Here is a 21,729-nt window from a genome sequence, read left to right on the forward strand (position 1 = left end):
CTTTATCTTTATACCATCACTATTTTTATACCACCGCTATTGCGATTTTGGTACCGCTAGCAATGTTGATACTGCTTCGCTAATGCGTCTTGCTATGTAGCTATTGTTCATGGTGTATAAGTGAATGCCATCGACATCTTGCGAAACCAAATCAACAATCTGATCGATTGCATAAGCAATACCGGCATCACGAAATGCTTCTGGGTGGTGTTCGTATTTTTCCATCATTTGTTTGAATTTTTTAGGTAAATTCACCCCACACATCGATACCATACGCTCAATTTGGTTTTTATTGGTCACTGGCATGATGCCTGCTTCTATTGGAACATTAATGCCAATATCGCGAGCTTTATCTAAAAATGTATAAAAATAGTCATTATCAAAAAATAGCTGTGAAATAAGTTGATCGGTACCTGCATTGACTTTTTCTTTTAGGTGGATCAGATCTTGTTTTAGTGTTGCTGCTTCAAGGTGTCCTTCTGGGTAACATGCACCAATCACGTTAAAATCACCGTTTTCTTTAATGAATGTCACCAGTTCGCTAGCGTATCGAAAATCATCTTTAGGTTGTACATTCGGGCTGATGTCACCACGCAAAGCGAGCACATTATCAATTCCTGCACATTTAAGATCATGTAGGATTTTTTGCATTTCAGCTTTATCAAAATTGATCCCCGGCAAGTGAGCGACGCTTTCAATGCCATAAGTGTGTTTGACTGAGTGGGCAATATCAATGGTGGTTTGACCATTTAAGCTACCACCTGCACCATAAGTGACACTGATAAAATCAGGTTTAAAATAACCAAGTTCACGCAATGTACTATAAATTGTTTCTAGAGGTGAGGTTTTTTTAGGGGGAAAAACCTCAAAGGAGAATACGGTTTTTTTATTAAATAGTAGATTTGTTTTCATTTGTTTCATCCATTGGTTATGTCACTCATTTCCTTTATTGACACTTCCGCCGCCCAAATAGGCGGCGGAAACGTAAGGCTATGAACAAAGCCTGATTTGTTAATAAAAAACTCAACGACTTTGTAAAAATAGTACTTAGTTCAGTGTTTTTCTTACTTCTAAAGTGGCTTGTACTAAATGTTGTAAGCTTTCAACCACTTCTTTTTCGCCACGAGTTTTTAAACCGCAATCTGGGTTGATCCACAATTTTTGGTTATCAATCTTCGCTAGTAACTTTTCAATCGTTGCTTTGATTTCGGCTACTGGTGGTACACGTGGTGAATGGATGTCGTAAACCCCTGGTCCTACTTCAGTTTTGAAGTTGTTTGCATTAAGTACGTCAATCAACTGCAAATTAGAGCGAGAAGCCTCGAACGAAATAACATCAGCGTCCATTGCATCAATATCTTTAATAATGTCAGCAAATTCGCTATAACACATATGAGTATGAATTTGCGTATCTGCTTGCACTTTGCTATGTACCAATCTAAACGCAGGGATCGCCCAATCAAGGTATTCACTGTTCCAATCGGCTTTACGTAGTGGTAATTTTTCTTTTAATGCCGCTTCGTCAATTTGAATAATCTTAATACCCGCTGCTTCAAGATCTAATACTTCATCACCAATTGCTAATGCTATTTGGAATACCGATTCTTTTTGAGAAATATCTTCTCGTGGGAACGACCAATTTAGAATAGTCACAGGTCCTGTTAACATACCTTTAACTGGTTTGTCTGTCAGGCTTTGTGCATATTTTGAATATGCAACAGTAATCGGTTTTGAGCGTGAAATATCACCCCAAACAATTGGTGGCTTAACGCAACGAGTACCATAAGATTGCACCCATGCTTTTTCAGTAAACACAAAGCCATTTAAGCTTTCACCAAAATATTCGACCATGTCATTACGTTCAAATTCACCATGTACTAACACATCAATGCCAATTTCTTCTTGTAATTTAATACACTGCGCAATTTTTTGTTGATTAAACTCAGTATATTCGTTCAGGCAAATTTCACCTTTTTTGAATTTAGCACGATTTAAACGTACATCAGGTGTTTGTGGGAATGATCCAATAGTGGTTGTTGGTAACAGTGGCAAATTAAAGGCCTTTTTCTGCGCTGCTTCACGCACTGAAAATTCAGGTAAACGAGTAAAGTCCGAATCTTTTAATGCGGCCACTTTTTGGCGTACAGCTTGATTTGCGCCTTCACGCTCACGAGTAAATAATGTTTGGTTAGCTTTATAAGCGGCATTATTTTCAGGATTTGCATCCTTAAATAATTGACCAAGTTCAGCAAGTTCTTGTAGCTTTTCTTGTGCAAAAGCAAAATAAGCACGTTGTTGAATAGTTAATTTGGTCTCATTTTGCAATGTATAAGGAACATGCAGTAATGAACAAGAAGTATTGATTACAATATTTGCGGCTTTTTGTTTGATTTTACCAAGTAATGCTAAGGTTTTTTGGTAATTGTTTTTCCAGATATTTTTTCCATTTACCACACCAGCAAATAAGACTTTATCGGCAGGGAAACCATTGTTTTCAAGTAAAGCTAATGATTGTTTACCTTCAACAAAATCAAGACCAATACCATCAAAAGGTAAAGCGACAAGTTCTTTATAACAATCACGTACATCACCAAAATAAGTTTGTAAAACAATCTTAGTTTGTCCTTTTACCGATAAAATCGCTTGATAAAGTTCGGTAAATAAAGCGATATCGTCTTTATTTAGGTCAGTGACTAAAATAGGTTCATCAATTTGGATCCACTCAGCACCAAGTGTTGTGAATTTTTGGATGATGTCTTGATAAGCTTTAATAATATCAGCTTTAAAATCAACAAGCTGTTTTTTACCTAAATACTGCGCTAATTTAAAAAAGGTTAATGCACCAATCACAACCGGCTTGGTTTGTACACCTAACGCTTTAGCTTCTTGATATTCGTCAAAAGGTTTAGTGCCTGTTAACTTAATTTGTACTGAATCTTCAATTTCAGGTACTAAATAGTGGTAATTGGTGTTAAACCATTTTTTCATAGCGAGTGCTCGCACATCGCCTTTTTCACCCTGATAACCACGTGCCATCGCAAAATAACGGTCAAGTTCAGGTAAACCTAAATCTTGGTAACGTTTTGGAATAACATTAAGTAAACACGCTGTATCTAACACCGCATCATAGAATGAAAAATCATTAGATGAAATAAAGGCAATTTTTTGAGCCGCTTGTTGTTTTAAATGCTCAGCTCGTAGCGCTTTAGCTTCGTTTAATAATTCAGCTTGTGTTTTATTACCTTTAAAATAGGCTTCTGTTGCAAATTTAAGTTCACGAAGCTTACCAACTCGAGGATATCCAATAACAGCAGTATTCATTTTTATTTCCTTTTTATCGACTTTCTTTAGTGATAAAGAAGATAACAAAAAAAACAGATATTGAATAATTCTAGTTTTTTATTGGTTAATATAGTTTTTAACTATAACAGATAAAATAAAAAATCCCACTATAGTTAAATAGTAGGATTTAGTATTAAGTGATTTAACTTAAATTATTGACGCCACTCGCCACGAATAGGTCTTGAAAAATGAGCAAGAACGGCAATCATACAAATTTCAATTGAAACGCCCCAATAGATATGACCCAAAATTTCGCTCCATAGCTCATAGCCATTTAAATTCCATAACCAACCAACAGTACCTTCGGCATCATAAGCAGGATGACGAAAGCCAAGTAATGGAATTAAAAAACCATGCATAGAGATAGTAATAATCGTGCCATAAACTGCGCCATACCATAGTCGGATTTTGTTGCAATAATATGCACCAGCCACATAAACAAAGGCAAAAGCAAAACTGAATAACCAGTGATAAAGCGTTACCGCACCAGAAACAGTTGCTGTTTGATAAATATAATCAAGTGAATGATAATCAATTCCAAGCCAGCCAAGCCATGCATCAATATGTGCCGCTGGAGGCGAAATTTCACCCGGGACACGAGGAGGCATATTAACCTCGGATCCCCACTTAACTAAAGCACTAATAAAACCACCAATGATTGTTGTCCAAATAATGACTTGACGATTTGTTTTATTTCCAAACATACTGGGTTTTCCATAATTATAATAATAGGTGTATAAATTATACTCCTGTGTAATTTGGGATAAAAGAAGAATAAGTTGGGGGAGGTGTAAAAGTTATTGGTGATGAAATGACTTTCTTGCAATTGCACTGCCCAAGTTTTCCGTGCCTTAGTAGACTCTAGAGCTTTTTTATGATTTCCTCCTGAAGCTGAGCTTTTAAACTGAGCTGGGCAAACATCTGTTTAAGTTTACGGTTTTCGGCTTCAAGCTCCTTTAAGCGTTTGATGTCTGAAGTTTCCATTCCGCCGTATTTTTCCCGTCATTTATAGAAAGTTGAATTCTCCATGCCATATTCACGGCAAAGTTCTTTAACGGGAATACCAGCTTCAGCTTCTTTTAAAATAGCTACGATTTGATGTTCAGTCATTTTTCTCATATTTAAATCCTCTTTTACTTTTATCATAGAGAATTTTCTATTTTTTTGCTGTACTATTTTAGGGGATAGTTACAGTTTTATTTAAACGATAGAGAAAAAATGGATAAATTATTTAGATATTGTTTATTGATAGTCACTCAGTTTTTGTTAATATTTTTGCCTGTGCTTGCTGTTTATTCTTTCATTAAGGCTCGTAAACAAAATATTAAAACTAGAGATAATTTACAACATATTAGTCAACATTATTTTCTTACTTCTTTGTTTCATCGATGGAATAAAAAGAATTGTATAATGATTCATGCAATATCTTTAGGAGAAGTTGATGCAGCAATTAATTTAATTAATTCATTTGAACCAGAATCAAATGAAAATATTATATTAACAGTAACATCTATTCAGGCTTATAAAAAACTACATAAGAATAAACTGAATTTGAAAATATTATATTTTCCTTTTGATTCATTAATTCATCAAACTTTGTTTCTTAGTCACTTTCATATCAAAAAAGCAATAATTATTGAGCATGATTTTTGGCCAAACTTTCTTGCAGTAATGAATATGCTAAAGCGAGAGGTGATACTTTTAAATGGTCATATTTCAGATAAAACAATACAACGTCTTAGTAACAGGTATTATAGAGAGTTAATGTTTTCGCCAATTAAAAATGCTTATGTACAAACAGATGACCTTAGAACAAAACTGCTACATATAATGCCAGATATTAATGTGTCGGTTGTGCCTAGCTACAAACTTCCCTTAAATATTCGCGTTAATGGTGTTGAAAATATCACTTCCGAAAGGAAAGTAATAGCAATTTCTAATTTTCATCCCAATGAACTTAATACTGTTAATGTTCTTTTATCTAAATTAATTCATCTTGATTATAAAATAATACTTGTGCCCAGACATATTAATTTTTTTGATGATTTTATTCAGGTGATTAAAAAGCAATATAATAATCAAGTAGAGGTTATATCGGAATGTAACGATATTGAAAATATATTGTCAGATATTGTTTTTGTAAAAAGTTATGGGGTTTTGAATCGCATTTATTCTATGTCACACGCATCGATTGTATTTGGTTCTTTTGACTCCTCTTTAAAAGGACATAGTTTATTTGAACCACTTCTTTATGGTGCTATGGTTTATTACGGCCCCCATTTTTCTTCTCAGAAATATATGGATGAACTATTACATTCTTTTATACCAGATATACAACATGACATAAATAGTATTTTTCAGCAGATAGAAAGTCTGACGACTCAAGATAGACTTCGTATTTATAATAGTTTTGTTAAGACCGTAGAACGAGAGGCAGTTATATTAATTAATCATTTTAGGGAGATAGAAAAATGGATAAGAAGCTAGATAATTTAAGTAGTAGTTTGATTTTTGATGCTCATAAACGTTTAGGACTAAGTGTAAGAGTTCTAAGTTATGCATTGAATCCTATTGTTAAGAAAAAATATTTAGTAATAGATACAATCTGATGTTCAGTCATTTTTTTTATATTTAAATCCTCTGTGGGTTAATAAAGAGAATTTTCTACTCTTTTACTGTACTATTTTAGGGGATAGTTACAATATGATCGTTTAAAAAGAGGAATGTACATAAACCGTGTACAAAAATCGAGATACATTTCTTTGTCCTTAAAGCCCATTTAACTTTAATAATTTATTGACTATTTAAATCAAAATTCAATAAATGATAGTAATTTTGACAAACCAAATAGTAAATAACATCAAAAAGTTGCATACCTCCTAGGTGAAATAGTTTCGATTTCATATAAATAGCGCTTGTAGATATCCCCAAAACATTTCAAAAAACAAAAACACCAATCCTGTATTTATTTACAGTGTTTTTACTGCTATACTGCCAATATTATAATTAGCCTTATGTATTAATTTATTATGATAACTCAACTAACTATTAATAATTTTGCTATTGTAGACCAACTTCTTGTCGACTTTACTATTGGGATGACTGCTATTACGGGTGAAACAGGAGCTGGGAAGTCGATTGCTATTGATGCATTGGGATTATGTTTAGGAAATCGTTCTGATGCTTCATCTATTCGGCATGGGGCTGATCGTGTTGATATTTCGGCTTGTTTTGTGCTTGATGATACGCCAGCGGCTTTTAATTGGTTACGCGAAAACCAACTTGATGAGGGCAATGAGTGCATTTTACGCCGAGTGATTAATCAAGATGGGCGTTCTAAAGCGTTTATTAATGGTCGAGCTGTTCCTATTTCGCAATTAAAAGATTTGGGGCAAATGTTGATTCAAATTCATGGGCAACATGAGCATCAACGCCTGTTACGCAGTGATTATCAGCAGTTGTTGTTAAATCATTATATGAATGAATCAACACTACTTGCTCAAATGCATCAAGCCTATAGGCAATGGAAAGAGGCAACACGGGCTTACCAACAATACGAAACAACAAGGCAAGAGCGTGATGCGCATATGCAGCTTTTGCAATATCAATTAAAAGAACTTAATGAATTTTCGCCCATTGAAGGGGAGTTTCAACAAATTGATGAAGAGTACAAACGGTTATCTAATAGCGAACAGTTAATTAATCTAAGCCAGCAATCTGTCATGTTGTTAGACGAGGCAGACGACTATAACGTTAGTAATTTACTAAGCAGTGTGAAAAATAGTGTTCAAGAACTAACCTCGCTCGATCCTACGTTAAATAATGTTTATAACATGTTGGAAGAGGCATCTATTCAAATTAAAGAAGCAAGCGATGAGCTTCGTCATTATAGTGAACGTTTAGAGCTTGATCCTGCTCGAGTTATGCAACTAGAACAGCGGTTATCTAAACAAATTGCTTTGGCGCGTAAACATCATGTCTCGCCCGAAGAATTGCCAGATTTACATCAAACTTTGTTAGCTGAATTTAAACAAATTAATCTGCAAGATGAACAAAGTGAACAACTTAAAAATGATATTATTAAATACCATCAAATCGCCGTTGAAATTGCTACAAAATTGCATCAAAAAAGGTTAACGATAAGCAAAACATTAGCTAAAAAAGTGACCACTATCATGCATGACTTATCAATGCCAAATGGTCAATTTAGTATTGATGTTGCTTTTGATGAAAATCGATTAAATGAAGATGGTGCTGATCAAGTCACTTTTTTAGTTAGTACTAATGTAGGACAAAGTCCCCAACCTCTGGCTAAAGTTGCTTCGGGTGGTGAGTTGTCGCGTATTGCTTTGGCAATTCAGGTGTTAACTGCTCAAAAAATGGATACGCCAGCTCTAATCTTTGATGAAATCGATGTTGGGATCAGCGGTCCAACCGCCGCAAAAGTGGGGCAACTATTAAGGCAGCTTGGACAATCAACTCAAGTAATTACCGTTACTCATTTACCACAAGTTGCAGGACAAGCTAACCAACACTATTTTGTTAGTAAACAAACTAATGGTAAAAAAACCACTACAGATATGCAAAAATTAAACGAAAATGGGCGATTAAACGAGTTAGCGAGATTATTAGGCGGCGATAAAATTACAGACGCAACATTAGCCAATGCGAAAGAGCTACTTATTATCTAACTTAATTGTGGTAATATAACGCTTTCATTTTGGTAGGAAGGAAGCTGGCTTATGAGTCTAACAGGTAAACGTATCTTATTAGGAATTACTGGCGGCATTGCCGCTTATAAATGTCCTGACCTTGTTCGCCATTTAAAAAAATCTGGCGCGCAAGTGCATGTAGTTTTGACTGATTCTGCTAGCCATTTTGTTACCAAAATGACATTACAAGCTGTTTCTGGCAATCAGGTTTCTAGCGATCTCTTTGATCCATCGGCCGAGCTTTCTATGAGTCATATTGAACTTGCCAAATGGGCAGATTTAGTATTAATTGCGCCTGCAACCGCCAATATTATTGCTAAAATGGCAAATGGTATTGCCGATGATTTGTTATCAACAATTTGTTTAGCAACATCTTCGCCAATTGCCATTGCTCCGGCGATGAATCAACAAATGTATAAAGCCGCCGCAACTCAACATAATTTATCTGTATTAGCGTCAAGAAATACCTTAATTTTAGGTCCAGACAGTGGTTTTCAAGCCTGCGGTGATGTTGGACCAGGACGTATGCTTGAGCCACTCACTATTGTTGAAGAAATAACCCACTATTTTAAATCAACCTCAGTGCTTTCAGATATATCAATTACCATTACGGCAGGACCAACAATCGAAGAAATTGATCCAGTTCGTTATATTAGTAATTACAGTTCAGGAAAAATGGGATTTGCAATTGCAAACGCCGCTGCTCAAATGGGTGCCAATGTCACATTAATTAGTGGACCGGTTCATTTACATACGCCGAATAATGTCAACCGAATTGACGTTAAAAGCGCTAAACAGATGTACGATGAAGCAATGAATTACGCTAAAAAATCAAATATTTTTATTTCTTGTGCCGCTGTTGCCGACTATCATGCTAAAACAATTGCGACACAAAAAATTAAAAAAACGGGCGATAACGATGAACTTGTGATTGAATTAGTTAAAAATCCCGATATTGTAGCAAGTGTCGCAGCGCTAAAAACACATCGCCCTTTTGTGGTAGGATTTGCCGCTGAAACTAATGATGTTAAAACTTATGCACTAAAAAAATTAACCGCAAAAAATTTAGATTTAATTTGTGCTAATGATGTTTCTGATAAAACCATTGGCTTTAATTCCGATCAAAATGCATTAATACTGTATTGGCAAAATGGTGAGCAAACGTTACCATTAAGCAGTAAAAACCAATTAGCAACACAGCTACTTCAAACTGTTATAACACGATATAAAGCGAGTCATGATGAAAAGAAAAATTGATATAAAAGTATTAGACAAACGTTTAGGTAACGAATTTCCTCTACCTACTTATGCAACTGAAGGATCTGCAGGCATTGATTTAAGAGCAATGTTTGATAAAACAACCGAAATAAAACCAGGAGAAACTATCCTAACGCCGACTGGTTTATCAATGCATATTGCTGATCCTAGTTTAGCGGCATTAGTGTTACCGCGTTCAGGGCTTGGTTCAAAAAATGGTATTGTACTTGGTAATTTGGTAGGTTTGATTGATTCAGATTATCAAGGACAACTATTTGTTCCTGTTTGGAATCGAAGCCAAACCCCTTTTGTGATTGAAGCAGGCGATCGGATTGCTCAACTAATCATTGTTCCTGTTGTACAAGCCGAATTTAACATTGTTGATGAATTTGTTGAATCAGCACGAGGCGAAGGTGGTTTTGGACATTCGGGTAAAAAATGATCGTGAGTAGCAAAAATAGAAATCGCAAAGAAGATATCTTACAAGCATTGGCAAAAATGCTTGAATCTAATGAAGGCACTCAAAGAATAACTACGGCCAAATTAGCTGCAACAGTAGGTGTTTCTGAAGCAGCTTTATATCGACATTTTCCGAGTAAAACAAAAATGTTTGAAAGTTTAATTGTCTATATTGAAGATATCTTGTTATCCCGTATAAATGTGATCATGCATGAAGAGCCAAATACATTTACTCGGTTACAACTTATTCTTGCTTTGATATTAGGGTTTTCTGAAAAGAACCCAGGATTAACCAGAATTATGACTGGGCACGCATTAATGTTTGAACAAGAGCAGTTACAAGAACGTATTAGCCAGCTGTTTGAACGGATTGAAACTCAAATTAAGCAAGTTTTACGTGAACGAAAAATTCGTGAAGGCGTTGCTTTCATAACTGATGAACGTATTTTATCTAGTCAATTATTAGCTTTTTGTGAAGGTATGATGACACGTTATTCTCGTTCAGGTTTTAAATATCTACCAACAACTAATTTTGAGGTACGTTGGACTTTATTAACTAAACAACTGGTCTAGCCGATTTCGTACTAAAACACTTTAACAGTAATTTCTATTACCTATTAATGAGGATAATAATATGAATTTTGAAGGTTTTTTCAATTATATTCTTTTATTTATCGAAAAGTATGATGGAGTTGTATTTAGCTATATTGCTCATTTCTGCTTTGCCATTATAATTTTTGTTATTGGTAGAACTATTGCTAGATTTATTAGCAACCAATTAAAAAGAATATTATCAAATCGACACGTTGATCCAACTGTTGTTAAATTTGTCAGTGCATTAGCATACTATGCAACTATTGTAATGACATTGGTTGCCGTTTTAGGTCAATTAGGAATTCAAACAGCATCCATTGTTGCAGTGATTGGTGCCGCTGGCTTAGCTGTTGGTTTAGCGTTACAAGGTTCACTATCTAACTTTGCGGCTGGAGTTATTTTAATTATTTTTCGCCCATTTAAAGTCGGTGAAACGGTAATAATCAATAGTCAGCAAGGTATTATTGATTCTATACAAATTTTCTCAACATCTATTGTTACACCAACCAACGAACTAGTTATAATTCCTAACAGCCAAGTAGTAAGTGCTAATATTATCAACTATACTCGCTTACCAGAAAGACGTTTAGATTTGGCGGTTAATGTTGGTTATGATTCAGATATTCAAAAAGTCTATCAAGTGTTAAAGCAAGCAGTTGATAAAACGAATAATATATTAACATCCAAAGAGCCTACCATTCGATTAGATGTTTTAGATGCGTCATCGATGAATTTTAATGTTTTAGTTTGGACATTAAACGAAAATTATGGCACGGTAAAAGGTGAGCTGCTTGAAAATATCAAAAATGGATTAACTGAAAATAATATTAATATTCCATACCCAACAATGGATGTAAATCTTAACAATAAGTAGCTAATCAATTATTAAAAACTCCGTCTGTGTTTATCAACGGAGTTTTTTTATTATCTAATAACAATTAAATATCTTGATCCATATTTAACGCTGGTTTTTCGCAATCAGGGCAACCCACCACTTTGGCTGGTACACCAGCAACGGTTGTATGCTGAGGTACGGGATCTAACACAACAGAGCCAGCTCCAATTTTAGCACCTTTGCCTATTTCAATATTACCTAAAATTGTTGAATGAGCTCCAATCATCACTCCTTCACGAATTTTTGGATGGCGATCACCATTTTCTTTACCCGTTCCGCCTAATGTAACCGATTGTAAAATAGAAACATCATTTTCAATTACCACTGTTTCTCCAATAACAATACCTGTTGCGTGATCAAACATTACTCCACAGCCAATTTTTGCCGCAGGGTGAATATCAACACCAAATACAATCGCAATTTGGCTTTGTAAAAAAATAGCCAATGATTTACGGTTTTCCTTCCAAAGCCAATGTGCAATTCGATAAGCTTGCAAGGATAAAAATCCTTTGTAATAAAGAAGTGGTGTTGAATAGTAATTAGTGGCTGGATCGCGAATATAAACAGCCATGATATCACATATAGCTGACTGAATAATATTTTGGTCCGCTTGATAAGCCTGACGGGCAATTTCACGAATTTCAATAGCGGGCATAACCTGAGAAACAAGCTTATTAGCCAAAATATAGCTTAAAGCACTCCCCAGATCTTCATGATTGAGTAAAGTTGCATGGAAATAACTAGCTAACATCGGCTCGCTTTCAACTAATTCAGAAGCTTCTTGTCGAATGGTTTGCCATAACATCTCGGGTTTAACAACTACTTTTACATCGTTCACTACAAGTCCCTATACATATTATCTAAAATTGCTAATATTGTTTCGCAAACTTTCCTTAGAAGCAAGAATTGTATTGATTTAACATCAATAAAAAGAAAAATGGAAACAATATGTTTCCATTTTTATAATTATTAGGGCTAATTTAAAATTATTGTTGTTTTGCTTTTTTCTCGTCACTTAAAGTAAATATAGCTATTATTGAAGTAATCAAAACAACCCCAGCAAGCACATAAAATGTTGTCGCATATCCTGTATTATCAAATAATTTACCCACAAACCATGACAACACAATAACGCCAAGATTCGATGAAATATTAAAACCAACTAAATAAAGTGTAGCAGATAACCGAGCATCAAAATTACCTACAATATATTTAAACATCGCCAAAATAAATAATGGAATTTCAATTGCATGAAATAACTTAACGAATGATATCAGATAAATATTATCTAACGTTGCAGATAATGCAATTCGGCAAATCATAACTAGTGCAGCAACTAATAGCGATTTTTTAGCTCCCATTTTGTTAATAAAATAAGGAGCAATGATCATACAAGTTGCTTCTAAAAAGACTTGGAAGGAATTTAAATAACCATAAACTTGATAGCCATCTTCTGGTTTTTCAAAAAAACCAGTATAAAAATTAGGAAATAACTGCTGATCATAGATAGTATAAAAACTATAAGTACCAATAACAAACAACACAAACAACCAAAATTTTTGCAAACCAAACAGCGATAAGATTTCGCCCATTGTTGGTATAGTCGTTGTTTTTTCTACTAAAGCAGTATCGTTATTTTCAGTTGGTGATGCTTGATATTGTTTTGGCTTAAATACTATATTAATGGTGAAAAAGATAACCGCAACACCCGACGCCATCCAAAAGTTAATATGAGGATCAATACCAAATAAAATACCGGCAACAAACGTTGCAGCAGCATAACCAAATGATCCCCAAAAACGAGCAGGACCAAATTCAAAGCCAAATAATCGACTAATACGTTCAATAAAAGAATCAATCAAAGCACTGCCCGAAATAAAGCTAGCACTTAAAACTGGTGCACCGATACAAACACCCCAAATAAAATCATTTTTTAATAAAGGCTCATACACATAAATTAAAAAAGGACCAATAAGAACCATGATAATACTTTGGAAGGTCACTACGGCTTTACCTATTTGTAATTTATCTTGGATAATGCCATAGAAAATCATGAAAAACATGGCTGCGGCAGAATTAGCCGCATAAACAATACCTAACTGCTCACCGGATAAGTCAATTTTACTTTTTAGCCAAATTGCGTAAAAGGACCACCACAGCGACCACGCAGCATAAAAAGTAATAAGGTAACCAGACGAGAACCAATAGTTTCTATTTTTTATCATATTCATGTTTATTACTCTTATATTGTTGAAAATCGATGAAGTTTAACGTTAACATGTTAATGTTAACATTATTGTCATATTTGATACTAAATAGATAGAACCAATTGTCATAAATGTTACTTACCTCACACTTTTTATCATTTCTATTTGTGGTATCATCATGCATAGTAATGGCTGATAATCATTTTTATCTTGTTAAACAAAAGGATTTAACTATGGCTTCACTTAAGGATGTTGCAAAGCTAGCATCTGTTTCATTGATGACGGTTTCACGCGCAATAAATAACCCTGAAAAATTAAATAAAGAAACTTACAAGCGCGTTAAACAAGCTATTGAGCACCTTAATTACGTACCTGACTTATCGGCAAGGAAGATTCGTGGTGATAAGTCAGGACCAAGTGCAATTGGTGTTTTGGCATTAGAAACAGCAATGACGCCATTTTCGGTAGAATTACTACAAGCCATAGAGAAGATCGCACAAGATCATGGTTGGAATACATTTATTGTTAATTTATTTGATGATAAAGATCCCGATCATGCAATAAACACCCTGCTATCATATCGCCCTAACGGTATTATCTATACCACAATGGGATTAAGAAAAGTTGAACTTCCTGAAAAGTTATTAGATAAAAATGTTGTATTAGCCAACTGTATAAGTGATTCAAAACAACTAGCTTGCTACATTCCAAATGACTATTTGGGTCAATATCAAGCCATGCAACAAGTAATAAAGAAAGGCTATAAAAAACCATTATGCATCTATTTATCAGAAACCACATTAGCAGGAAAAACTAGACGTAAAGCTGTTGAGCAAGCGTGGTTAGATGCCGGTTACAATTTAAATGAGATTACTAGTTACCATACCTCAACTTTATCAGATGATCTTGCTCAAGAATATATGATGACGGTTGATATACTCAAACAGCATTGTAATAAAAAACCCGATTTTGATGTATTAATTTGTGGTAATGATCGAATAGCTTTTGTTGCTTATCAATATTTACTCGGTCAAGGACTTCATATTCCTTCTGATGTGGCTGTATTAGGTTACGATAACATGGTAGGTACTGGTGAACTATTTTATCCACCACTGACAACAGTGCAATTGCCTCATTATGAGATTGGAGAACAAGCAGCTTTACATATAATTAATAACAAAAACCAAAAACAGATAATACAGGTAGCATCACCTTATTTAGAAAGGAATTCATTATAACTTACTTAAATAAATTGACCGCCCAATGGCGATCAATTCAATCATCAATTACGCATAAATAGATTTTAACTGCCAGCTATCTAATTTGGTTATTTTGGCGCTACCATTTTCAGCAAATAAATTAACTACTCGCTCCGCTGGTAATTTTGGATAGATACGGCTTGAAAGGCTATATAAATCACCATTAACAAATACTTCTACAGATGAAGCATCAACATACACATGTAAAGTTAATTTTTTTCTTTTTGGTAGTGGTACACTACGATAACCGGGTAATTCAAGACCAGATAAACTACGATCAAGAACAATACGATTAGATTGTAAATCAACATATAGTAATGTTGCTTGTTTACCATTTTCAGTGGCAGCAAGTTGCAAACCAAAACGCTCAGCATCACTTTCTTTTAGATCAAACTCAACACAAAGTTCACAACAAATTGACTCAATATTGGTATTTTTAAGTTCACTATTGAGCGTTATTTCACCAAATGATTTTGGCTTTTCGCGCAATGCTTCAAGTTCCTTTATTGGGCGATTTCTGACTTTATTATATTGATCTAAAATCAACTCACGAGGAAGTGTAAATGCGCCTGCCCATTTATCTTTTTTGCTTGGCATGGCTGACTGCCACATATCCATCCAAGCAAAAATAATACGACGTCCATCAGCAGCAAGAAATGATTGCGGTGCGTAAAAATCGTGTCCAAAATCCATTTCTTGAAAAGGTTTAACTATTGAAAATTGCTGCCCAGGTTGCCAATTACCTACTATATAGCCTGATTGGAATCGATTCCGATACTGATAACCTTTTGCTTTCAACCCTTGTGGTGAAAACATCAAAACCCATTTATCACCAAGTGGAAAAAAGTCAGGACATTCAAGCATATAAACATCAGGATCGATATCACTCACTACAACATGATCCAATTGCCATTCATTTAAATCATCAGATCTAAATAGTAAAACTTGACCAACATTATTTGGCGTTCGCTGACCAACAACCATCCACCATTTACCATCTTGTTGCCACACTTTAGGATCGCGAAAGTGCATCACTCCGTCTTGAGGGGTAAGTACTGTGCCTTGCTTTTCAAAATGAATGCCATCTTTACTAGTTGCAAGACATTGGCTTTGTCGAATCTGTTCATCATAACCTTGGCCACTCAACCAAATATGACCAGTATAAATTAAGTATAACTCACCATTATTATCTACGGCCGATCCAGAAAAACAGCCTGATTTATCAAATTCTTGATCGGGAGCAATAGCTATTGGCAACCTTCGCCATGTGACTAAATCATCACTAATAACATGTCCCCAATGCATTGGTCCCCAATGTTCATCATAAGGATGATGCTGATAAAAGGCATGATATTGACCTTTAAAGTAAATCAAACCGTTAGGATCATTCATCCAACCAGCTGGTGGAGCTAAATGAAAATGTGGATAATATTGTTTATTCATTACTTTTTCTAAATTTTTAACAGCTAGATTGGCTTTATCAATAGCAGTAGACATAAAAACCCCTTTTTTATCCAATATTAGATACCTTTATTTAATAGTATCTTAATTTAATTGTTAACGTTAACTGTTAATGAAATTAGCGATAAAATATGTGATGATAGTCACATATTTTTAACGTTAACAATGAATTTTTTGTCAAATGATTTAGTCTATGGCGGACTTTAAAAAATGACTATTATAAATTCAACAACAGATTAAGTATTAATGACTTTACTAAAAAGTAAAAAGATGACATATTTCAAAAAACTCAAGTAATTTGTCTCTATACTAGATTACCGCAGTAACTAACTATAATCGAGTTAAAAAATGAATAATACTAAAGTTTGGTCCCTTGGGGATGCCGTTATTGATTTATTGCCATTTGGTGATATGAATTATAAAGCATGTGCTGGTGGCGCACCTGCAAATGTTGCAATTGGTATTGCAAAATTAGGGCTGCCTTCAGCGTTTATTGGTCGTGTTGGTAATGACCCTTTTGGTGATTTTATGGAAACCACATTCCGCCAATATAACGTTGATTGCCAAAGCATTGAAAAAGATGAACATCATCGAACAAGTACTGTGGTTGTTGATTTAGGAAAAAACGGTGAACGTAGTTTTACTTTTTTGGTTTCACCTTCAGCTGATCAATTTTTATCTCAGCAAGCAATTCCTAATTTTAACCAAGATATTTTACACTTTTGCTCTTTGGCGCTAGTTGGTCACACCTGCCGTCAAACACTTAAAATTGCGATTGAACAACTTACCGCTAAAAATGGCCTAATCAGCTTTGATGTTAACTTGCGCGAACAGATGTGGGCCAATAAAAACGAAATGCGCACCACCATTACCCAATTTTGTCATGATGCTGATATCCTCAAACTATCAGACGAAGAACTATTTTGGTTAACTCAAAGCAATGATTGGAGTGAAGCATTAAATAAACTACAACAACACTATGAAGCACCATTAAAATTAATTACCAAAGGTAAAGATGGCAGCATTGTATTATGGAAAGGTAAAACATTTTCGTTTGATTCGTACCATGTAAATAGTGTTGATACAACCGGTGCAGGCGATGCTTTTGTTGCAGGATTACTCAGCAGTATTGCATCATCAGGCATGCCTGATGATAAACTGATGTTAGAAAGCATGATGACCATTGCCAGTGCTTGTGGAGCCTTAGCTACAACCAAAAAAGGCGCATTAACTGCACTACCTGATAGTACATTTTTACAATCATTTATTAGCGATAATCCAACATTAACAGCAAAACAAATGGCATAATAAAAATAGTAAAAACTTACTAATAGGGCAGCAAGATTGAACACAATAGTTTCAAAATATAATTATGATTGACTACCCTTTACCACTCAATAACTTAACTACTCAGTAATTTAACTATTTAATAACTCAACTATTTAGTTAAATTACTGTTTATAAAATCAAATGGCATTTAACACCGACTACATTGTGATCTTGCCCATTGATCTATCATAAAAACATCATCAATTGTCGATGGCTCAGGGAAAGCCAATTGATCTAATACTTTTGATACATTTTTAGCAATATCCATAAAACCAATTTTATGTTGCAAAAATGCTTCAACCGCAACTTCATTGGCGGCATTGAGCGCCGTGGTAGCCGCTTGCCCTTGATTAAAGGCATCGATTGCCAATTTTAAACATGGATAACGACCAAAGTCAGGTTGCTTAAAGGTTAACGATGAAATTTGCGTAAAATCTAAAGGTGGTACACTTGATGGCACACGATCGGGGTAAGACATGGCATAAGCAATTGGCGTGCACATATCAGGCACACCAAGTTCAGCCACCACACTACCATCTTGATAACGCACCATGGAATGGATGATTGATTGCGGATGAATAATAATTTCCATTTCATCGGCACTGGCATTAAATAACCAACGAGCTTCAATATATTCAAGGCCTTTATTCATCATCGTTGCCGAATCGACAGATATTTTTTTGCCCATCGACCAATTAGGGTGAGCCACCGCTTGCTCGGGAGTAACGTACGCTAGTTTAGCTAAATCCCAATCGCGAAATGGTCCGCCAGATCCTGTTAACACGATTTTAGTAATACCATGCTCAGCAAGATTAGCAAAACCTAAATCATGCTGTACCACTGTTGGCAAACTTTGAAAAATAGCGTTATGTTCACTATCCACTGGTAACAACTCAGCATCATACTCTTTAACCGCTTGCATAAATAAATGCCCACAGGTTACTAACGATTCTTTATTGGCCAACAAAATACGCTTACCTTTTTTAATCGCAGCAAGCGTTGGTCTTAGCCCTGCCGCCCCCACAATAGCCGCCATCACTTGATCGACCTCGGGCAACTGCGCTAAGTCGCAAATGGCTTGTTCACCACTTAACACTTCAATATCCAATTTTAAATTAGCAAGATTTGCTTTTAACTCTGTCGCGGCTTGCGCTGTTGCCATGGCAACGTATTTAGGTTTAAAAGTCAAACATTGCTCAGTCATTTTGGCAACATTATTACCTCCTACTAAAGCATAAGCTTTAAATAGATGTGGATTTTGAGCAATAACCGCTAGCGTACTGCAACCAATTGAGCCAGTCGAACCTAAAATTGTGATGTTTTTCATATTAATAAATTAACGTTATCTTATGGTTATTAAAAAAAGTAATAAACTCATTACTCGGCGCTTTATCTGTAATAATTTGATTAAACAGAGTTAACTCACCAATAAAAGCCGGTTTAACTTGATTAAATTTAGTATGATCAGCAATTAAAATAGTTTGACCTGAACGTTGTATTGCTGCACGCTTCATATTAAGCTCATCAAAATGATAACAAGTTACGCCTTGCTTAATATCAATCCCTGCGGCCGAAATAAATGCTTTATTTGGGCAAATCGAATTTAATTCACTATGCTGACCAATAGCACTAAAAATCGCATTATTCGCCTGATAATGACCACCACATAAAATTGTCTTACAATTGGGTTTATTTTGTAATGCTAAAAATGCGTTTAATGAATAACAGATCGCAGTAAAAGTTATTTCATCATCAATGGCATCAATAATAAAAGGAATAGTGGTACCACAATCAAAAAAAACGGTATCGTTTTCTACAATGTATTTACTAGCTATATTGGCAATATATTGTTTTTCATAAACCTGTTTATCTTGTTGGTCTGACAAAAAATACGGGGTAATTTGATGACGAGCATCACTAACAACATAGCCACCCAAAACACTTAGGGAACAGCCAACATTGCTCAAATCTCGGCGAATAGTCATTTCTGAAACAGCCAACAACTTAGCGGCTTGTTTTAAATGAATCTTATCTGTTTTTTTTAAAAGTTGAATAAGATCATTCACTCTTTTTTGTGATTGTGTTTCCATGCTGATCCCATAAATCAATAATAACAAGCTACATAAGTAGCTTATTAATTGATATCATTGATTAATAATCACTGGTCGAAGTTGCATCGCCTGAAACAATCGCAATACCAGCACTAGCCCCTAAACGCGAAGCCCCCGCTTGAACCATTTTTTCAGCCGTTTGACGATCACGAATACCGCCCGATGCCTTAACGCCCATCGCATTACCAACGGTATCACGCATCAACTTAACATCCTCAACCGTTGCGCCAGATACACTAAACCCTGTTGAGGTTTTAACAAAAGCAACGCCGATTTGCTTGCATATTTCGCAGACTTTAACAATTTCGTCTTTAGTTAATAAACAGGTTTCTAAAATCACTTTTAATGGCACAGCGCCACAAGCGTTAAATACCGCCTCAATATCTTGTTTAACCGCATCCCAATCATTGCTTTTTAACCAACCCACATTAACAACCATATCGATTTCTTGCGCACCTGCTTTAACCGCCATTTCGGTTTCAAAGGCTTTAGCGCTAGTTAGCATTGCACCTAAAGGAAAGCCAACTACAGAACACACTTTTACATCGCTACCTTTCAGTAAACTAGCCACTAAAGGAACATAGCCTGAATTTACACAAACTGAATAAAAATGGTATTGTTTAGCTTCTTCACAAAGTTTAGTGATTTGGTCTTTTGTTGCGTTCATTGCCAGTAAAGTATGATCGATATACTTTGCATAATTCATAGTAATGTCCTTAAGTTTTTTAGTTTTGATGTCTAATATAATGAATTTATTAGTTGTAAATGTTATTTTAATAACAGATATAGGGTGATAATGTTATTATAGTAACATTATGGGGGATTGTAAAAAATAGTACAGATAAAAATAGGCGGATATTGAGTTTTGTTTTTCTGTAAATGTTAACAAAAAAAACTTAGATAAAATCAATAAATTTTTCTGAGTATTTTTTAATATGTTTGAATGATTAACCTTGGAGTGTACATCTGTTTATTAAGTTTTATTTAACATCCTACTAAATCTTCTAATGCCGATGAGCTTTCTCAGTAAAACTTAAGCAATTTATGGTAAAACATCTGAAGTTTTTATATTATGTTAATAATGAGATATAAACATCCTCATTTTTTACACAAAATCTTTTAAATATAAAAAAAGAAGAGTTGTTAAACAAGAATGATGGGAAAGGAAAATGATAGATATTAAAATTTTACGTTATTTTCTTGCTCTTGCTAAAGAAGAAAGTATTACCTCTGCCGCTAACTATTTACATCTAACTCAACCCACCTTATCTCGTCAGTTGATTGAACTTGAACAAACACTTGGCAAAACCCTATTTATTCGCGGTAGTAGGCGAATTACCTTGACCGATGAAGGAATACGATTACGTAAACGTGCGGAGGAAATACTGGAACTTGTGCATAAAACAGTAGAAGAATTTCAAGCACCAAACGAAAGTATTTGTGGTGATATTTATATTGGTTGTGGTGAAACCGATGCAATGAAGTTAGTGGTAAATGTTATCAAATCAATGCAAGAAGTTTACCCTCGCATCCGCATTCATATTTATAGTGGTAATGCAAATGATGTCACCGAACGTATTGATAAGGGATTACTTGATTTTGGTGTGTTAATTGAGCCAACTCATCTAACAAAATATGAATCATTGTGCCTTCCTCAACAAGATACATGGGGGGTATTAATGAGAAAAGATTGCGCGCTGGCAAACCTTGAGGTTATTTCTCCATCTGATTTATGGTCATTACCACTGATTGTATCCCAACAAAAATATGTTAGTGATAGCATTGAAAAATGGTTTAAACGGAACTACGAAAAACTAAATATTATTGCAACATATAACTTAATATTTAATGCAGCGTTAATGGTTGAACAACATATCGGATATGCCTTGTGTTTAGATAAACTCATTAATACAGCAGGCGATAATTCGCTTTGTTTTAAACCCTTATATCCAAAATTAAAAGTAGATGTAAATATTGTTTGGAAAAAATATCATGTATTTTCTAAAGCTGCTGAACTGCTCTTAAAACAGCTAAAAGAACATTTTTGATATTCATCTATCATTTTATAATGATGAGTAAAAGAAAGGAAGCATCATAAATTCA

General features: G+C 34.8%; 18 protein-coding genes and 1 pseudogene. 9 read left to right on the forward strand and 10 right to left on the reverse strand.

Translation table 11 applies throughout. From position 1 onward, the window contains the following. Positions 1-36 precede the first annotated feature (36 nt). From metF to ACGH49_RS08310, 4 genes and pseudogenes are all read right to left on the reverse strand, one after another. Positions 37-912 (reverse strand): methylenetetrahydrofolate reductase [NAD(P)H], encoded by an 876-nt coding sequence (metF, locus tag ACGH49_RS08295; protein WP_411588988.1) that lies wholly within the window; start codon positions 910-912, stop codon positions 37-39. A 135-nt stretch (positions 913-1,047) separates the two neighbouring features. Continuing rightward, complete coding sequence (gene metE / locus ACGH49_RS08300; RefSeq protein ID WP_297225944.1) at positions 1,048-3,321, reverse strand: 5-methyltetrahydropteroyltriglutamate--homocysteine S-methyltransferase; 2,274 nt, start codon at positions 3,319-3,321, stop codon at positions 1,048-1,050. Between the two features lie 173 nt (positions 3,322-3,494). Continuing rightward, positions 3,495-4,046, reverse strand: a complete 552-nt coding sequence (locus tag ACGH49_RS08305) for a YagU family protein (protein ID WP_411588989.1) — start codon at positions 4,044-4,046, stop codon at positions 3,495-3,497. Between the two features lie 160 nt (positions 4,047-4,206). After that, positions 4,207-4,461, reverse strand: a pseudogene (locus ACGH49_RS08310) (transposase); the annotation flags it as partial. Positions 4,462-4,560: 99 nt separating this feature from the next. Between ACGH49_RS08310 and ACGH49_RS08315 the strand changes: the two are divergent. The 6 genes from ACGH49_RS08315 to ACGH49_RS08340 all read left to right on the forward strand — a co-directional run bounded on the left by ACGH49_RS08315 (position 4,561) and on the right by ACGH49_RS08340 (position 11,238). Continuing rightward, the gene (locus tag ACGH49_RS08315; protein ID WP_296317497.1) at positions 4,561-5,829 is read left to right on the forward strand and encodes a 3-deoxy-D-manno-octulosonic acid transferase; all 1,269 of its coding nucleotides are present in this window, start codon (positions 4,561-4,563) and stop codon (positions 5,827-5,829) included. Between the two features lie 542 nt (positions 5,830-6,371). Further along, the gene (gene recN / locus ACGH49_RS08320) at positions 6,372-8,033 is read left to right on the forward strand and encodes a DNA repair protein RecN (protein WP_411588990.1); all 1,662 of its coding nucleotides are present in this window, start codon (positions 6,372-6,374) and stop codon (positions 8,031-8,033) included. A gap of 51 nt (positions 8,034-8,084) precedes the next feature. Then, complete coding sequence (gene coaBC / locus ACGH49_RS08325; protein WP_411588991.1) at positions 8,085-9,311, forward strand: bifunctional phosphopantothenoylcysteine decarboxylase/phosphopantothenate--cysteine ligase CoaBC; 1,227 nt, start codon at positions 8,085-8,087, stop codon at positions 9,309-9,311. After that, on the forward strand, positions 9,295-9,753 hold the full coding sequence (dut, locus tag ACGH49_RS08330) for a dUTP diphosphatase (protein ID WP_034909576.1): 459 nt from the start codon (positions 9,295-9,297) through the stop codon (positions 9,751-9,753). Before coaBC ends, dut begins: the two co-directional genes overlap by 17 nt. Further along, complete coding sequence (gene slmA / locus ACGH49_RS08335; RefSeq protein WP_065607031.1) at positions 9,750-10,343, forward strand: nucleoid occlusion factor SlmA; 594 nt, start codon at positions 9,750-9,752, stop codon at positions 10,341-10,343. The genes dut and slmA overlap by 4 nt, the downstream gene beginning before the upstream one ends. A gap of 61 nt (positions 10,344-10,404) precedes the next feature. Further along, entirely contained in the window at positions 10,405-11,238 is an 834-nt protein-coding gene (locus tag ACGH49_RS08340; protein ID WP_296210607.1) for a mechanosensitive ion channel domain-containing protein, read from the forward strand. A 64-nt stretch (positions 11,239-11,302) separates the two neighbouring features. Here ACGH49_RS08340 and cysE read toward each other — a convergent pair whose 3' ends face one another. Together cysE and ACGH49_RS08350 are read right to left on the reverse strand one after the other, a co-directional pair. Next, the gene (gene cysE / locus ACGH49_RS08345; protein ID WP_075524262.1) at positions 11,303-12,064 is read right to left on the reverse strand and encodes a serine O-acetyltransferase; all 762 of its coding nucleotides are present in this window, start codon (positions 12,062-12,064) and stop codon (positions 11,303-11,305) included. A gap of 181 nt (positions 12,065-12,245) precedes the next feature. After that, positions 12,246-13,490 carry an oligosaccharide MFS transporter gene (locus tag ACGH49_RS08350; protein WP_065590214.1) on the reverse strand — a complete coding sequence of 415 codons (1,245 nt, stop codon included), beginning with the start codon at positions 13,488-13,490 and terminating at the stop codon, positions 12,246-12,248. 209 nt (positions 13,491-13,699) lie between these two features. Between ACGH49_RS08350 and ACGH49_RS08355 the strand changes: the two genes are divergently transcribed. After that, positions 13,700-14,704, forward strand: a complete 1,005-nt coding sequence (locus ACGH49_RS08355; protein WP_411588992.1) for a LacI family DNA-binding transcriptional regulator — start codon at positions 13,700-13,702, stop codon at positions 14,702-14,704. A 48-nt stretch (positions 14,705-14,752) separates the two neighbouring features. On the opposite strand, the gene ACGH49_RS08360 is transcribed toward ACGH49_RS08355, so the two are convergent. Further along, a complete protein-coding gene (locus ACGH49_RS08360) occupies positions 14,753-16,222 on the reverse strand; it encodes a glycoside hydrolase family 32 protein (RefSeq protein WP_411588993.1) in 1,470 nt (489 codons plus the stop codon). Between the two features lie 312 nt (positions 16,223-16,534). On the opposite strand from ACGH49_RS08360, the gene ACGH49_RS08365 reads away from it, so the two are divergent. Beyond that, on the forward strand, positions 16,535-17,494 hold the full coding sequence (locus tag ACGH49_RS08365) for an aminoimidazole riboside kinase (RefSeq protein ID WP_411588995.1): 960 nt from the start codon (positions 16,535-16,537) through the stop codon (positions 17,492-17,494). 169 nt (positions 17,495-17,663) lie between these two features. Here the strand turns inward: ACGH49_RS08365 and ispC are convergent, their stop codons facing one another. The 3 genes from ispC to deoC form a co-directional block, all read right to left on the reverse strand. Next, complete coding sequence (ispC, locus tag ACGH49_RS08370; RefSeq protein ID WP_411588996.1) at positions 17,664-18,842, reverse strand: 1-deoxy-D-xylulose-5-phosphate reductoisomerase; 1,179 nt, start codon at positions 18,840-18,842, stop codon at positions 17,664-17,666. A 1-nt stretch (position 18,843) separates the two neighbouring features. After that, positions 18,844-19,605, reverse strand: a complete 762-nt coding sequence (deoR, locus tag ACGH49_RS08375; protein ID WP_091119607.1) for a DNA-binding transcriptional repressor DeoR — start codon at positions 19,603-19,605, stop codon at positions 18,844-18,846. Between the two features lie 61 nt (positions 19,606-19,666). Continuing rightward, positions 19,667-20,338 (reverse strand): deoxyribose-phosphate aldolase, encoded by a 672-nt coding sequence (deoC, locus tag ACGH49_RS08380; RefSeq protein WP_411589008.1) that lies wholly within the window; start codon positions 20,336-20,338, stop codon positions 19,667-19,669. A 460-nt stretch (positions 20,339-20,798) separates the two neighbouring features. On the opposite strand from deoC, the gene ACGH49_RS08385 reads away from it, so the two are divergent. Next, the gene (locus tag ACGH49_RS08385; RefSeq protein ID WP_065568931.1) at positions 20,799-21,674 is read left to right on the forward strand and encodes a LysR family transcriptional regulator; all 876 of its coding nucleotides are present in this window, start codon (positions 20,799-20,801) and stop codon (positions 21,672-21,674) included. Positions 21,675-21,729: the final 55 nt, after the last annotated feature.

The sequence above is a fragment of the Gilliamella sp. BG7 genome, from assembly GCF_046635565.1.
In the GTDB taxonomy this organism is placed as follows: domain Bacteria; phylum Pseudomonadota; class Gammaproteobacteria; order Enterobacterales; family Orbaceae; genus Gilliamella; species Gilliamella apicola_P.

What these genes read in the sequence shown, in the direction of transcription:
- deoR (WP_091119607.1), bottom strand. Translation starts at nt 19,605, where the DNA reads ATGGAAACACAATCACAAAAAAGAGTGAATGATCTTATTCAACTTTTA.
- ACGH49_RS08315 (WP_296317497.1), top strand. Translation starts at nt 4,561, where the DNA reads ATGGATAAATTATTTAGATATTGTTTATTGATAGTCACTCAGTTTTTG.
- ACGH49_RS08350 (WP_065590214.1), bottom strand. Translation starts at nt 13,490, where the DNA reads ATGAATATGATAAAAAATAGAAACTATTGGTTCTCGTCTGGTTACCTT.
- recN (WP_411588990.1), top strand. Translation starts at nt 6,372, where the DNA reads ATGATAACTCAACTAACTATTAATAATTTTGCTATTGTAGACCAACTT.
- metE (WP_297225944.1), bottom strand. Translation starts at nt 3,321, where the DNA reads ATGAATACTGCTGTTATTGGATATCCTCGAGTTGGTAAGCTTCGTGAA.
- ACGH49_RS08305 (WP_411588989.1), bottom strand. Translation starts at nt 4,046, where the DNA reads ATGTTTGGAAATAAAACAAATCGTCAAGTCATTATTTGGACAACAATC.
- slmA (WP_065607031.1), top strand. Translation starts at nt 9,750, where the DNA reads ATGATCGTGAGTAGCAAAAATAGAAATCGCAAAGAAGATATCTTACAA.
- cysE (WP_075524262.1), bottom strand. Translation starts at nt 12,064, where the DNA reads ATGTTATGGCAAACCATTCGACAAGAAGCTTCTGAATTAGTTGAAAGC.
- ACGH49_RS08365 (WP_411588995.1), top strand. Translation starts at nt 16,535, where the DNA reads ATGAATAATACTAAAGTTTGGTCCCTTGGGGATGCCGTTATTGATTTA.
- metF (WP_411588988.1), bottom strand. Translation starts at nt 912, where the DNA reads ATGAAAACAAATCTACTATTTAATAAAAAAACCGTATTCTCCTTTGAG.
- ACGH49_RS08355 (WP_411588992.1), top strand. Translation starts at nt 13,700, where the DNA reads ATGGCTTCACTTAAGGATGTTGCAAAGCTAGCATCTGTTTCATTGATG.
- coaBC (WP_411588991.1), top strand. Translation starts at nt 8,085, where the DNA reads ATGAGTCTAACAGGTAAACGTATCTTATTAGGAATTACTGGCGGCATT.
- dut (WP_034909576.1), top strand. Translation starts at nt 9,295, where the DNA reads ATGAAAAGAAAAATTGATATAAAAGTATTAGACAAACGTTTAGGTAAC.
- ACGH49_RS08360 (WP_411588993.1), bottom strand. Translation starts at nt 16,222, where the DNA reads ATGTCTACTGCTATTGATAAAGCCAATCTAGCTGTTAAAAATTTAGAA.
- ispC (WP_411588996.1), bottom strand. Translation starts at nt 18,842, where the DNA reads ATGAAAAACATCACAATTTTAGGTTCGACTGGCTCAATTGGTTGCAGT.
- ACGH49_RS08340 (WP_296210607.1), top strand. Translation starts at nt 10,405, where the DNA reads ATGAATTTTGAAGGTTTTTTCAATTATATTCTTTTATTTATCGAAAAG.